11 protein-coding genes are annotated in these 14,054 nt (G+C 70.2%); 1 reads left to right on the plus strand and 10 read right to left on the minus strand.

Features of this window, described 5'->3' with window-relative positions; all coding sequences use genetic code 11:
* From ACTOWL_RS19490 to ACTOWL_RS19515, 6 genes are all read right to left on the minus strand, one after another.
* The coding region (locus ACTOWL_RS19490; protein WP_441322929.1) for an iron chelate uptake ABC transporter family permease subunit at positions 1 to 796 on the minus strand (796 nt) is incomplete at its 3' end.
* The gene (locus tag ACTOWL_RS19495) at positions 789 to 1,694 is read right to left on the minus strand and encodes an ABC transporter substrate-binding protein (protein ID WP_441322930.1); all 906 of its coding nucleotides are present in this window, start codon (positions 1,692 to 1,694) and stop codon (positions 789 to 791) included. The genes ACTOWL_RS19495 and ACTOWL_RS19490, both read right to left, overlap by 8 nt.
* Positions 1,695 to 1,701: 7 nt before the next feature.
* Positions 1,702 to 3,855, minus strand: coding sequence for a TonB-dependent siderophore receptor (locus ACTOWL_RS19500; RefSeq protein WP_441322931.1), 2,154 nt, complete (start codon positions 3,853 to 3,855; stop codon positions 1,702 to 1,704).
* 241 nt (positions 3,856 to 4,096) lie between these two features.
* Positions 4,097 to 4,636 carry a DUF4142 domain-containing protein gene (locus ACTOWL_RS19505; protein ID WP_441322932.1) on the minus strand — a complete coding sequence of 180 codons (540 nt, stop codon included), beginning with the start codon at positions 4,634 to 4,636 and terminating at the stop codon, positions 4,097 to 4,099.
* A gap of 32 nt (positions 4,637 to 4,668) precedes the next feature.
* Complete coding sequence (locus tag ACTOWL_RS19510; RefSeq protein ID WP_441322933.1) at positions 4,669 to 5,406, minus strand: endonuclease/exonuclease/phosphatase family protein; 738 nt, start codon at positions 5,404 to 5,406, stop codon at positions 4,669 to 4,671.
* Positions 5,403 to 7,556 (minus strand): VTT domain-containing protein, encoded by a 2,154-nt coding sequence (locus tag ACTOWL_RS19515; RefSeq protein ID WP_441322934.1) that lies wholly within the window; start codon positions 7,554 to 7,556, stop codon positions 5,403 to 5,405. The genes ACTOWL_RS19510 and ACTOWL_RS19515 overlap by 4 nt, the downstream gene beginning before the upstream one ends.
* A gap of 127 nt (positions 7,557 to 7,683) precedes the next feature.
* Between ACTOWL_RS19515 and ACTOWL_RS19520 the strand changes: the two genes are divergently transcribed.
* Positions 7,684 to 8,946, plus strand: coding sequence for an arsenic transporter (locus ACTOWL_RS19520; RefSeq protein WP_441322935.1), 1,263 nt, complete (start codon positions 7,684 to 7,686; stop codon positions 8,944 to 8,946).
* Between the two features lie 13 nt (positions 8,947 to 8,959).
* Here ACTOWL_RS19520 and ACTOWL_RS19525 read toward each other — a convergent pair whose 3' ends face one another.
* From ACTOWL_RS19525 to ACTOWL_RS19540, 4 genes are read right to left on the minus strand one after another with little or no spacing between them, the layout of a single operon-like run.
* Positions 8,960 to 10,894: a glycoside hydrolase family 127 protein gene (locus tag ACTOWL_RS19525; RefSeq protein WP_441322936.1), complete on the minus strand. Its 1,935-nt coding sequence runs from the start codon at positions 10,892 to 10,894 to the stop codon at positions 8,960 to 8,962.
* Positions 10,895 to 10,934: 40 nt separating this feature from the next.
* Entirely contained in the window at positions 10,935 to 11,789 is an 855-nt protein-coding gene (locus tag ACTOWL_RS19530) for a carbohydrate ABC transporter permease (RefSeq protein ID WP_441322937.1), read from the minus strand.
* A complete protein-coding gene (locus ACTOWL_RS19535) occupies positions 11,786 to 12,718 on the minus strand; it encodes a carbohydrate ABC transporter permease (protein ID WP_441322938.1) in 933 nt (310 codons plus the stop codon). Before ACTOWL_RS19535 ends, ACTOWL_RS19530 begins: the two co-directional genes overlap by 4 nt.
* 41 nt (positions 12,719 to 12,759) lie before the next feature.
* Positions 12,760 to 14,007, minus strand: coding sequence for an ABC transporter substrate-binding protein (locus tag ACTOWL_RS19540; protein WP_441322939.1), 1,248 nt, complete (start codon positions 14,005 to 14,007; stop codon positions 12,760 to 12,762).
* Positions 14,008 to 14,054: the final 47 nt, after the last annotated feature.

The following is a 14,054-nucleotide window of genomic DNA, read 5'->3' on the forward strand; positions in this document are numbered from 1 at the left end:
GGCCGATGAAGCCGATTGGCCCGACCAGTGCGGCGACCGAGGCGCTCAGCAGCACTCCCACCGCGATCGCGGCGAGGCGCGCCGCCGCCGGCGACAGGCCGAGGCCGCGGGCGCCGTCCTCGTCGAGGTCGAGCAGCGTCAGCGGCCGCAGCATCAGCGCGCCGGCCAGCGCGGCCAGGGCCAGGCGCGGCGCCAGGGCCAGCACCACGTCCCAGTTGTTCTGGTTCAGCGATCCGCCCTGCTGGACGAACAGGTCGGTCAGGGCCTGGTGGTTGAACAGCACCAGCATCTTGCTGCCGGCGTCGAGATAGAAGGTGACGACCAGCCCGGCCAGGATCACGGCGATCGGCGCCAGCCTGTGGCGCCAGCTCAGCAGCAGGACCAGGGCCATCGCCGCGGCGCTGCCGAGCAGGGCCACGGCCTCCTGCCCGATATCGAGCAGCGTCGGCGCCGACAGGGTGGTGGCGATCAGCGCCAGCCGGGCGCCGGCGAAGACGCCCAGCGTCCCCGGCTCGGCCAGCGGGTTGCGCAGCGCCTGCTGGAACAGCACGCCGGCGAGGCCCAGCGCGGCGCCGCCGAGCAGCCCCACGGCCAGGCGTGGCAGCAGGCTGTACTGCGCCAGCATCTGACGCATGTCGGCCGGGTCGGGGGCGGTCAAGGCCTGCTGCCACTCCGCCGCCGGCAGCAGCGCCCGCAGATGGTGCAGGAACAGGGCCAGGGCCGCGGCGATCAGCAGCGTCGCCAGCAGGGCCGGGCGGCCGGCCACCGTCGGCCGGGGCAGGGCGAGATCAGCCATTCGCGGTGCCGTGCGCCGGCAGCACCCGGGCGAGCTGCTGGGCGAAGCGGGTGGCGGAGAACACGCCGCCATTCGGATAGATCACCGGCATCTCGATCACCCGGCCCTGGCGCACCGCCGGCAGCGCAGCCCAGAGCGGGCTGGCGGCGAGCTGCCGCAGCGCGCGCTCGGTCTCGGCGCCGCGGTCGAAATGGATCAGCCGGGCCTCGGCATTGCCGGCCAGCTGCTCGATGCCGATCGAGACGGTGCCCCAGACATTGGTCCGCCCGGTCCAGGCATTGCGCAGGCCGAGGCGGGACAGGACGTCGCCGATCATGCCGTTGCCGCCGAAGATCGCGGCGTGGCGCCCGTCCTCGTTGAAGCGGACGACATAGACCGGCCGGTCAGTCCAGGGCTCCAGGACCCGGCGCGCCTCGGCCAGGGCGGCGTCGGCGCGGTCGGTCCAGGCCCGGGCTTCGGCATCGCGGCCGGTCAGCGCCGCCGCCCGCATCAGCAGGTCCCGGGCATGGTCCAGCGCCGGCTTCTGGGTGGAGAAGGTCGGCAGCCAGGCGACCGGGGCGACGCGTTCGAGGTTATTCTGGCCGACCTCGGCCCAGGACGGGGCCAGGATCAGGTCGGGCCGGAGATATTGCAGCAGCTCGAGGTTGGGCTCCTGCAGCGGGCCCAGATCCGGCACGCCGTCCGGCAGCGCCGGCTCGGCCACCAGCCGCTGATAGAGCGGGATGTTGCCGACCGCGACGGGCGTGACGCCGAGCGTCAGCAGCGTCTCGGTCAGCAGCAGGTCGAGACACGCGACCCGGCGCGCCGGTCCGGCAGGGCCGGGATCCTGCGCGCGCGTCCGGACCGGGCCGGCGAGGGCCAGCCCGGTCCCGGCCAGGAGCGCGCGCCGGTTCAGCATCAGCAGCTCACCAGCGGTAGCCCAGAGTGGCCGACACGGTGAGGGGCTCACCGTAGCGGCAGCCGCTGATGTCGGTGCAGGTCATGTACTCCTTGTCGAACAGGTTCTTGGCATTGACCTGCAGCGTGGTCCCCGCCAGGCGCTCGTCGATCGCGCCGAAATCATAGGCGATCATGGCGTCGACCAGCACCCGGCCGGGCACGTCTTCGTCAATCTTGTCGCCGTCGGCATCGAACCCCGGAAGGTTGGTCGAGCTCAGATACTGCAGCCCGGCGCCGATCGTCAGGCCCTTGATGCCGAGATCGTCCAGTTTGTAATCGGCCCACACGGCGATGTTGTGGTACGGCACCAGGGCGAGACGCTCGTCCTTCAGGTCACCCTTCTCGTTGCGGGCGTCGGTGTAGGAATAGGCGGCGACGAGGTTGAGCGCGCCGATGCTGGCCCGCGCCTCCAGCTCGATGCCTTGCGAGCGCACCTCGCCCGTCTGAATCGAATAGGTTCCGGTGGGGTCGCTCGGGTCGGCGGTCAGAACGTGGTTCTGGTCGATCCGGAAAATGGCGCCACTGACCGTGAAGTTCTCGCCGGGCGGCTGGTAGCGCAAGCCGACCTCGTACTGGTCGGCCTTGGTCGGCTCGAACTGCGTCCCGTCCTGGCTGACGCCGGCATTCAGCGCGGTGGGCTGGAAGGACTGGCTGAAGCTGGCATAGGGCGCAATACCGTTGTCGAACAGGTAGAGCAGCCCGACGCGGCCGGTGAAGGCGCTGTCCGAGCGGTTCTGCTTCCGGTCGATGCCCAGGAAGTCGAGCGTCGCCTGATTGCGATAGCTGGTGTTGTAGGCGTCGGCCCAATCGTAGCGGCCGCCCAGCACCAGGATCAGCTTGTCGTAGATCTTCATCTGATCCTGGACATAGACGCCGACCTGCGACCCGGAGTTCTTGAAGCCCGTGTTGTTGCTGTTGACGGTGACGTTCGCGTCGTAGACCGGGTCGTAGATATCGCCGAGCGGGGCGACCGAGCCGCCGAGACGATCGGTATCGTAGCTGACGCCATAGGTGTCGATGCCGGCCAGGAGCGTGTGCTGGACCGGCCCGGTCTCGACCTTGGCTTCCAGCGAGGTGTCGGTGGTGAAGCCGGTGGAGGTTTCGTTGCGATTGACCACGCCCCGGGTCAGGGAATTGTCGTCCCTGAGCGTCCCGTAGCTCAGATAGTTCCAGGCCACGTCGGCGTGGTAATAGCGCAGGGAGTTGCGCAGGGTCAGGCTGTCGTTGAACTTGTGCTCGAACTGGTAGCCGAGCGTGTAGCTTTCGCTGTAGTAGCGGTCATAGCCCTGCTGGCCGATGAACAGATCGCGCGGAACCCGGCCGTTGCGCAGATCATCATAGGGCATCGGCGGGGCGAAGCGGGTGTAGATCTGCTGATAGTCGCTCAGGAAGGTGATCGTGGTCGCGTCCGAGGGCCGCAGGGTGAAGGCCGGGGCGATGTACAGCTTGTCGTCCGGCACATGGTCGACCCAGTTGCCGGAATCGCGCCACAGCCCGGTCAGCCGGTAGGACAGCATGCCGTTGTCGTCGATCGGGCCGCCGGTGTCGCCCGAGAACTGGGTTCGGCCATAGGTGCCGTATTCGGCGTTCATCTCATGGAACGTCGTGTCGGTCGGCCGCTTGCTGATGGCGTTAACCACACCGCCCGGGCTGAGCTGGCCGTAGAGCACGGAGGAGGGGCCGCGCAGCACCTCGACGCGTTCGAGGCCATAGGGCTCCTGGTTGCCGTCATAGACATTGGACTGCAGCCGCAGACCGTCGCGCAGCATGCCGGATCCGCCGGCCGCCACGTTGAAGCCGCGGATCATGAAGTCGTCGTTCAGCCGGCTGTAGGCACCGGACTGGAAGGTGATGCCCGGGGTGTAGGTCAGCGCCTGCGACAGAGTCTCGGCGTTCGTGGCCGTGATCTGGTCCTTGGTCACCACCGAGACCGACTGCGGCGTCTCGATCAGCGGTGTGGCGGTCTTGGTGGCGCTGAGGCTGGTGTTGGCCACGAAGCCCTGCACCGGGCCGGTCGGGTTCTCACCCTGGCCGGTGACGACGATCGGGGGCAGGGCGCCGCCATCCTGGCTCTGCTGGGCCGGAGGCTGAGTTTGCGTCTGCGCCTGCGCGAACGTCACGACCGATCCGCCGGCGGCGACGAGAATGGTTGTCGTTAGCAACATCCGCACGCGATCGCGCGCGCCGTATCCAGCACCCATGCCACCCCATCCTTCTTATTCGGAACCGCGGGCACCGGCGGCCTGCGCCGACCCGTCTTCGAATGCCGGGTGCTCATTATCAAGAATAATAATGACTCGCAATCTCATTTCATGAAGATTTTCATCGAACTCGACGGATCGGCCGCGCCCGCGCCGGCCATCAGGCCTTGCTGAGGCGGTCGAGGATGGTCTGGGCCTGGTCCAGGTGGCGCTTGGTGATCGGCACCAGCTGGGTCGCGATCGCCTTCAGCGCCGGGTTGGCGCCGAAGCTGCCGTAGTCCTGCTGCAGCTTCAGCGCCGCGGTGTGGGCCTCCACCTGGGTCCGCATGTACAGCCGGTCGAAATCCTGCTCGGTGGCGTTGGCCAGGTCCTGCAGCAGCCGGTCGTGCCGGGCGTCCACGCCGGTCGGCAGGGCCGTCGCGAGGGTCTGCCCCTTCGCCGCCTCCGCCAGCTGCTCGCCGGCCTTGCTGTGGTCGTCGATCATCATCCGGGCGAAGCTGCGGACCTCGTCGGAGGACGCCTTCTGCAGCGCCGCCTGGGCGGCCGAGACCTCGAACAGGTCGCTGATCGCGGTCTGCTCGACATAGCCGGCGGCGTCGGTCTGCGCCGGCTGCGCGGCGGCGCTCTGCGCCGATGCGCTCGGGACGGTCGCGAGGCAGGTCAAGGCGGCGAAGGCCGCAACCGCCAGGAGGCGTCTCATGGTCGGCTCCATGCTGGAGGCAGCTTGCCTGGTCAACGAGAGGGTCGGATCGCGGGTTCCGACGCCATCGGCACCGGGTCGACGCGGATCTCGGCGATCAGCGGCAGATGGTCCGAGGCGTGCCGGCCCTCCGGGTCGATCCAGCTGCGCTGCAGGGCGTGGCGCGGCCGGCAATACACCCGGTCCAGCGTCAGCACGGGGCAGCGGGCCGGATAGGTGCGCTGCGGCGTCCGGCCGGGCAGCACCTCGGCCAGTGACCGCCGGACGGCGCCGTTCCAGGTCCAGTCGTTGAAATCGCCGAGCATCACCGAGGTCCGCGCCACGCTGTCGGCGATCCGCGCCAGCATCGCCGCCTGGCGCCGCCGCTCGGCGAAGGCGAGGCCGAGATGGACCGCGGCGAGGTGGAACGGCCCGCCCGGGGCCGAGACCATGGCCTCGATGGCGCAGCGCGGCTCCCGGGGGGTGTGGGTCAGGTCGTGCAGCTGGATGGCGGACAGGGGCCAGCGGCTGATCAGCAGGTGTCCGTAATGCCCGTCCGGCGCGACGATGGTCCGTGCCGCGGCGGTGTGGTTGCCGAGCGCCGCGGCCAGCCGGGCGAAGGGCGAGTCCGGGCCGGTGCCGCGACCGCGCGAATCCACCTCCTGCAGGGCGACGATGTCGGGGGCGTGGCGCTGCACCAGGGCGATCACCCGGTCCAGGTCGTAGCGGCCGTCCGGGCCGAGGCCGGCATGGATGTTCCAGGTCAGCAGGCGAAGCGGCGCGTCCGTCACGACTTGGATCGCCGCCTCCGGCTGACCAGCGCCTGCAGCCCGATCGACAGCGCGATCCAGGCGGCGATGACCGCGAGCAGGATGCTGATCTGCGCCAGCGACGGGTCGCGCAGGATCGACAGCAGGCGGTCGCCCAGCGTCGACAGCACCAGCAGCCCCGGCGCCAGCCCGATCGCCGTGCCCAGGGTGAAGTCCAGGATCGGGATCCGCGCGGCGCCCGCGACCAGGTTGACGAGGGTGAAGGGGGCGATCGGGACCAGCCGGATGGTGGCCACGGCGACGACGCCGCGGCGGGCGATGCCGTCCCGGATCCGGTGCAGCCGCGGCCCCATCACGGCGCGCAAGGCATTCTCGCCGGCCAGCAGGCCGACCAGATAGCCGGCGAGGGCGCTGGCCATCGCGCCGGCCCCGGCATAGGCCAGCCCCGGCCAGGCGCCGTATGCGGCGGCGGTGGCGGCGATCAGCACCGTCACCGGGAACATCACCATGCCGCCCAGCACGAAGGCGGCGACGACCAGCGGCAAGGCCCAGCCGGTGCCGGCCAGGCCGTGCAGCGACTGCTGCAGCCGATCCGGCTGGGCCCAGCCGGCGAGGTCGGTGGTGCCCCAGGCCAGCGCCAGCAGCAGCGCCGCGACGACGATCGGGACGATGCGCAGCAGGCCGCGCCAGCGCACCTTGACCGAGGCCAGGGCGCGGTCGATCAGGCCGGTCGCCGGCAGCGGAGTGTTGGGGTCGGCCACCGCCGCGATGGTCCAGCCCCGCTCCTCATCGGCCGCCCGGCCGTCGTCGATCGGCACCAGACGGCGCTCTCCGACTCCTATCGTGTCGAGGGCGGCGAGCAGCGACCCAGCCGCGCGGATCCGCCGCTCCATCTCCGTTGGCTCGACCCCGCAATGCTCGCCGAGCAGGCGGGCGCGCACCGCCCGGATGGCTTGGCGCTCCGCCGCGGTCATGGCTTCGATGGTCAGGTCGCATTCGCTGTCGACGGCCATCGACCGGTTGCACAGGTTGGCCGAGCCGACCCGCAGCAGCCGGTCGTCGACGATCATCAGCTTGGAATGGACCATGACATCGGCGGTCGCACCGTTGTGGCCGGCCTGGGGATGCAGCAGCCGGACGCGGTCGGCGACGCCGGCGGCGCGCAGGATCTCCAGGAAGCGGATGCGGCCCGCAGCCATGGCGCGGTGCTCGACCCAGCTGTGATGGATCCGCGGCGCCGTGAGCACCGCCTGCAGCGTCGGCACCTCCCGCATCCTGCGGGCCAGGCGTTCGGCGATGCGGGCGCAGGTCAGGAACTGGTTCTCGATGTAGATCGCCTCCTGCGCCGCGTCGATCATGTCCTCGAACAGCGCCTCGATCTCGCGCACCTCGCCTTCGCCGGGATAGAGCGGCAGGGTGCGCGAGATGCCGACGGCGACATCGCTGAAATCGGCCTCGACCCCCTCGGGCCAGGGGATGGACCCCGCGGCGATGGCGGGCAGCGCCTCATAGCTGGCGCGCTCCCAGCGCCAGCGGGCGAGTTCGGCCAGGGCCCGCGCGGCGGGACCGTCGACCGCCATCTGCACGTCGTGGAAGGGCGGGTAGGGGACTCCGGCCGGGTCGACCCGGCCGGGCGCCGCCGGCCGGTGCTCGGCCGTGTCCCAGCGCCGGATGGTCAGATCCAACCCACCGACGAAGGCGACCGCGTCGTCGATCACCACGATCTTCTGGTGGTGCGAGGAGCCGACCGGGATCTCGTCGTCCAGGCACAGCTCGATCTGCGGCGGCGTGCTCCATTGCAGGGTGAGAAGCGGCAGCGGCTCCCGCTCCAGCGTATAGAACAGCGAGTAGTTCCACAGCAGCAGCTTGACCGACAGGTCCGGCCTTTCGCGGACGAGGGCGCAGAGGAAGTCACCCAGCGTCGCCGGCAGCCCGTCCGCCGGCTCGCTCTCCGGCCCGACCAGCGGCGTGCGGCTGTCGATGTCCCAGCCGATTACCAGGATGCGGTGCCTCGCCTGCCGCATCGCCGAACGCAGCGCCCCGAAATAGGCGGCGCCGTCGACCAGCACCGCGGCGCGGTGGGCGTGCTCGATCCGCCAGACGTTCCGCCGCGGCCGCAGCACGGATGTCTCGGTCGGGCATTCCTCGTCGATCGCGGCACTGACCCTCACGGCATCCCTCGCTTGGTGTCCTGTCCAGTCAACGCGCGAAGGCGGGAAAATGTCGCCGCCGGCGGGCTTGCCGCGGAAACGGCGGGCGGTTACGAGAAGCGGCATCGTCGCCCGGAGAAGAACCGCCATGAGCCTGCTGACCGACGGTGCCGCTGCCACCTGGGGCATCGCCGCGCTGGCGACCGGCGGGGTGATCCTGCGGCCCTGGCGCCTGCCCGAGGCGATCTGGGCGGTGATCGGCGCCGTGGCGCTGGTCGGGTTCGGCCTGCTGCCCGGCACCGACGCCCTGGCGGCGATCGCCAAGGGCGCCGACGTCTACCTGTTCCTGATCGGCATGATGCTGCTGGCCGAGTTGGCGCGGACCGAGGGGCTGTTCGACTGGGCGGCGGCGATCGCGGCACGCAAGGCCCGCGGATCGGCCAGCCGGCTGTTCGGCCTGACCTATGTCGTCGGCATCATCGTCACGGTGTTCCTGTCGAACGACGCCACCGCCGTGGTGCTGACGCCCGCGGTCTATGCCGTTGCCCGGGCGACGGGGGCGGCGCCGTTGCCCTACCTGCTGATCTGCGCCTTCATCGCCAACGCCGCCAGCTTCGTGCTGCCGATCTCCAACCCGGCCAATCTGGTGGTGTTTGGCAGCCAGATGCCGCCGCTGCTGACCTGGCTGTCCTGGTTCGCCCTGCCGTCGGTGCTGGCGATCGGCGCCACCTTCGTCGCCCTCCGGCTGACCCAGGCCAAGGCGCTGCGCGCGCCGATCGCGACCGAGGTGACGGTGCCGGCCCTGCCGCCCGGCGGCCACATGGCGGCCTGGGGCCTCGGCGTCACCGCCGTGGTGCTGCTGCTGGCCTCGGGTTTCGGACTCGATCTCGGCCTGCCGACGGCGCTGGCCGGCCTCGCCACCACTGCGGCGGTGCTGCTGCATCGCCGGGCCGCGCCCTGGGGGCTGCTGCGCCGCATCTCCTGGGAGGTGCTGCCGCTGGTCGCCGGCCTGTTCGTGCTGGTCGAGGGGCTGGACCGCACCGGCGTGGTCCACGTCCTCGCCGTCGCCCTGCAGGACGCCGCGGCCCGCTCGGTCGACGGCGCCGCCTGGGGCACCGGCGCGATCGTGGCGGTCGCGACCAACCTGATGAACAACCTGCCGGCCGGGCTGATCGTGCAGTCGACGCTCGGCCAAGCGTCGATGCCGCCGCAGATCGCCGGTGCCGCGCTGATCGCCATCGATCTCGGCCCAAACCTGTCGGTCACCGGCTCGCTCGCCACCATCCTCTGGCTCGTCGCCCTGCGCCGCGAGGGGATCGAGGTCGGCGCCCTCCAGTTCCTCCGCCTCGGCCTCGTGGTGATGCCGCCGGCACTGCTGCTGGCGCTGGTCGGCTTCCTGCTGCCCTGGTGAGCGGGGGCACGGCCTAAGCCGTGCGCACCCAGACCAGCATCTCGCCCGGATCGCGGTTGTCCCAGGCGTAGTAGGGCACAGCCCTGATCCGCACCGGCCGCTCCGCCGGCGGCGCGGTGCGGTACAGCGCGTCGCCCCAATCCGCCGCCGACCCGGCCCGGGCCTCGCCCTCCAGCGTCACCACCCCGCCCAGCAGGCTGGGCTCCTCGCGCGCGGTCAGCGCCGCATCCGCCGGCAGCACCACGCTGTTCAGCGGCACGCCGTGGTCGACGCCCTCCAGGCAATAGACCAGGGGGCCGCGCCGGATCGCGGCCCGGCCGGCATCGTGGCGGATCTCGGGATGGGCGTGGATCCGCTCGATCGCCAGCTCCAGGTCCAGCCGCATCGTGTCGCCGGCCGCCCAGCGCCGGGTGATCGCGGCATAGCCGTTGTGGATGACGGCGGCCAGGTCCTGCGGCTCGCCGTTCACCGACAGGCTGGCCTTCCGGCACCAGCCGGGAATGCGCAGATGCAGGGTGAAGCTGGCCGGCGCCTCCGGCTCGACCGTCAGGGCAATGGCGCCGTCCCAGGGATAGCGCGTCGCCTGCGTCAGCCGGACCTTGCCGCCGGCGACGTCCAGCGTGGCGGTGCTGTCGCCGTAGAGATGGACGGCGATCCCATCGTCCGACTGGCCGTACATGTAGCTGCCGATCGAGGCGGTCAGTCGGGCGATGTTGGGCGGGCAGCAGGGGCAGCGGTGCCAGGTCCAGCGATGGTGGCCGCCGCGACTCTCCAGCGGGTTCTCGTAGAAGAAGGTGGCGCCGTCCAGCGACAGGCCCGAGGAGGCGCCGTTGTACAGCGCCAGCTCCATCATGTCGGCGTAGCGGGCGTCGGGGCCGAGGCCCAGCATCCGGCCGGCCCAGAACACCAGCCCAACGGCGGCGCAGGTCTCGGCATAGGCGCGCAAGTTCGGCAGGTCGTAATCGGTGGTGAAGCCCTCATTGTCGGCGGAGGGGCCGAGGCCGCCGGTGACGTAGAGGCGCTTGCTCGTCAGGTCGCGCCACAGCCGCTCCAGCGCCAGGCGCAGGCCGTCGTCGCCATACTCCATCGCGATGTCGGCCATGCCGCTGTACAGGTACATGGCGCGGACGGCGTGGCCGACGACCTTGTCCTGCTCCCGCACCGGCAAATGCGACTGGTTGTACTCGTAGGTGCCGAAGACGCAGTCCTTCGGGTCGCGGCCCTGCTCGCGCGCCTCGGCATCGTAGAAATGCGGCTGCCGGCCGCGCTCGTCGATGAAGTACCGGGCCAGGTCCATGTATCTCTGCTGTCCGGTGACGCGGGCCAGCTTGACCAGCGCCAGCTCGATCTCCTCATGGCCGCAATAGCCGGGCTTCTGGCCGGCGCCGATGCCCAGCACCGTGGCGACGTGGTCCATGAAGCGGCACATGATGTCCAGCAGCTGGCGCTTGCCGGTGGCCTGGAAGTAGGCGACGGCGCCCTCGATCAGGTGGCCGGCGCAGTACAGCTCGTGGCAGTCGCGCAGATTGGTCCAGCGCAGCCCTGGCTGGATCCGCTGGTACCAGCTGCTGAGATAGCCGTCGGGCTGCTGCAGCCGGCCGTACAGCTCGATGACGTGGTCGACCTTGCGCTCCAGCTCCGGGTTCGGCGTGCGCTGCAGGCAATAGGCCGCGGTCTCGATCACCTTGCCGAGATCGGAATCCCAGAACATCTGGGCGGTGACCAGCCCGCCATGGAACGGGATCTTCACCCCCAGCGACGGGGCGTCGGGATCGATCTGCTGCAGCATCCCGGCCTCCTCGCAGCGCTGGTACAGCGTGTCGGCGGTCTTGGCGCAGACGGCGTCGATGCGGGCGCCCCAGAAGCCGCGGACCTCGACCTGCGGCACGGCGGGCGGGCGGAAGCGCGCGCGGGGGGCAATATCGGCGGAAGCGAGGTCGGCGGTCATCCGGAACTCCATCGATCGGTCGATCAGGGAATGCTCGCGCCTACTTCACCGCGCCGGCCGTCAGGCCGCGGATGTAGAAGCGCTGCAGGGCGAGGAACAGGATCAGGCAGGGGATCATCATGACGGTGACGCCGGCCTGCACCGCGCCCCAGTTCACGGCGCCGAAGCGGCCGGAGCGGACGGCGGTCATCAAGATCGGCAGGGTGAATTTGTCCTGGTCGGTCAGCAGAATCAGCGCCGCCAGGAACTCGTTCCAGGCGGCCAGGAAGGCGAACAGCGCCACGGTGACGATGCCGGGGAACACCAGCGGCAGCATCACCCGGGCGAGCAGCTGGAGGCTGCCGGCGCCGTCGATCCGCGCCGCCTCCTCGATCTCGCGCGGCACCGCGTCGAAGGCGTTGCGCATCATGAAGATCGAGAAGGGCAGCTGCAGCGTGACGTAGATCAGCACCAGCCCCGCCAGCGTGTTCTGCAGCCCCAGCTTGGTCAGCAGCAGGAACAGCGGCGTCAGGATCGACTGGAACGGGATCATGATCGTGGCGATGACCAGCACGAACAGCATGTTCTTCAGCGGGAAGCGAAAGCGCGAGAAGCCATAGCCGCCGAGCAGGCTGACGATCGAGGTGATGACGGCCGTGGCCAGGGCGACGGTCAGGCTGTTGCCGGCATAGTGGCCGACACCGGCGCCGAAGGCGTCGAGCGCGGCGTAGCTGTCGGTGCTCCAGCCCGCGCTCGGCCAGGGCGGCAGCGGCGGCAGGTTGGCCTCCGACGCCGGCTTGAGGCTGGCCAGCATGGTCCAGGCGATCGGGGCCAGGAACAGCAGCGCCGCGATCAGCGCTGCGGCCTGCAGGAGGAAGCCGGGTGCGGCCCGGCGCAGCGGCACGGCCGTGCTCATGACTCGCCCTCCGGATGGCGCAGCAAGCGCAGTTGGATGACGCTCAGGACCAGCAGGATGCCGAGCAGCACCATCGACAGCGCCGCGCCGTAACCCAGGCGGAACGAGACGAAGGACTGGTTGAAGATCCAGTAGACGGCGGTGACCGTCTGGTTGCGCGGGCCGCCGCCGAGGATGATGTAGAACTGGTCGAAGGCCAGCATCGAGCCGGTGACCGACAGGATCAGCGCCAGCGCGATGGTCCGGCGCATCAGCGGCAGGGTGATGCGGCGGAACCGGGCCCAGGGGCCGGCGCCGTCGATCTTCGCCGCCTCGAGATAGTCGGCCGGGATGCCCTGCAGCCCGGTCATCAGGATCACCATGGTGAAGCCGGCGACCTTCCACACCACCATGGCGATGATCGACCAGAAGGCCGGGTCGAAATCGGCCAGCAGGTTGACCCGGCCGGCGGTCAGCCCCAGTGCCTCTGCCGCCGGGCTGAACAGCCCGGCATCGACGTTCAGCAGCCAGGCCCACAGCAGGCTGGCCGAAGCGAAGCCGACCACCACGGGCAGGGAATAGGCGGTGCGGTAGAAACCGCCGAAGGGCCGCGGCTTCTCCACGAACAGCGCCAGCGGGAAGGCGGCGGCGAAGATCGCGATGGTGACGACGACGGTGTACAGCGCGGTGAAGCGCAGCGCGTTCCAGAACCGGGTGTCGCGGGCGATGGCGAGGTAGTTGTCGAGGCCGATGAAGCGCGACACGCCCATCAGCGGCCAGTTGTGCAGCGACATCCAGGCCGTCATCGCCAGCGGCACCACGAAGAACACCACCACCAGCGCCACCGCCGGCAGGACGAAAAGGAGGCCGGCCCATTGCGCCTTCCGGGCCGGTCGCCGGCGGGCCCTGGTCCTCGGGATCGCGCCGGCGGCCTGTGTCGTCGAGATCATGCCGGTTTCCTAGCGAGTGGAGGCGTGGCTTCGGAGGGGCCTCAATTCCCCGGGGCGCTGTCGATGATGCCCTGCATCGTCTCCTGGGCGTTGGCGAGGGAGCCGTCGACGTCGTCGCCGAAGAACACCTCGTTCACCATCTGCACCCAGGGGCAGTTCATGCTGTTGATGATGTCGTTGAAGACCACGGAATAGGGCGTCCGGCCCTTTTCCATCGCCTCGGCGGCGATCTTGTAGCGGGGGTCGAGGTCCTTCAGCGCCTCGCCCGAGATGTCGCCCCGCACCGGCAGGCTGCCGTAGCGGGCCAGCAGCGTCTGCCCCTCCAGCGAATAGGAGAAGTCGAGGAAGGCCTTGATCGCCTTGAGCTTGGTGGTGCCCTTGGTGACCACGAAATTGTCGCCGCCGGCGAAGGACGACCAGCCGCCGGTCTTCCCCGGCAGGAAGGTGACGCCGTAGTCGATGTCCGGATACTGCGTGTTCAGCGCGCCGATGGCGAAGGCGCCGGACGGGGCCAGGCCGATGGTGCCGCGGGCGAAGGCGGCGAAGAAGTTCGACCCGGTGTCGGTCCGCGCCCCTTCCGGCACCAGTCCCTTCTTGACCATGTCGCGGTAGAAGGCGATGGCGTCGCGCATCTGCGGCGTGTCCAGCGTCGCCTTGCTGCCGTCCTCGGTCAGGATGTCGCCGCCGCTGGCCCAGATCAGCGGCGTGAAGGTGAAGATGTTGCAGCCGCCGCAGGCGCCGGAGAAGTAGAAGCCCTTGGTGTCGCCGCCCAGCGCCGCGACCTTCTCCGCCGCCGCCGCGATCTCGGCCCAGTTGGTCGGGCCCTTGTCGGGGTCCAGCCCGGCCTGGCGGAACAGCTTCTTGTTCCAGATCAGCACCGAGCTGTCGGCGGAATAGGGCAGGCCGTAGATCCGGTCCTTGTAGGTGCCGGTCTTCACATGCGCCGGCGACAGCTTGTCGAAATAGGGCAGGGATCTGGCGAGGTCGGTGATGTCCTCGAGCTGGCCGGCGGCGGCGAAGGACGGGGTGTAGATCAGGTCCAGCGACAGCGCGTCGGGCGCGGCGCCGCCGGCCGCGGCGGTGGCGTATTTCTGCACCAGCTCCGCGGTCGGCACGATCTGCAGCTCGGCCTTGTCCTCATGGCTCTGGTTGAACGCCTCGACGATGCGGGGCATGAAGTTCGACCCGTCGGACCGCACCCACAGGGTGAAGGTCTCGGCCGAAGCGGCGGAGACGGTGAGAGCCAGCAGGGCGATGCCCCCGGCCAGGCGCTGCATCAGACGCTTCATCTCGTGTCCTCCCTCGGTTTCGGCCGTCCTTCGGGGCGGCCTTGTTG

Origin of the sequence: Inquilinus sp. CA228 (assembly GCF_052078665.1) — a bacterium.
In the GTDB taxonomy this organism is placed as follows: Bacteria; Pseudomonadota; Alphaproteobacteria; order DSM-16000; family Inquilinaceae; genus Inquilinus.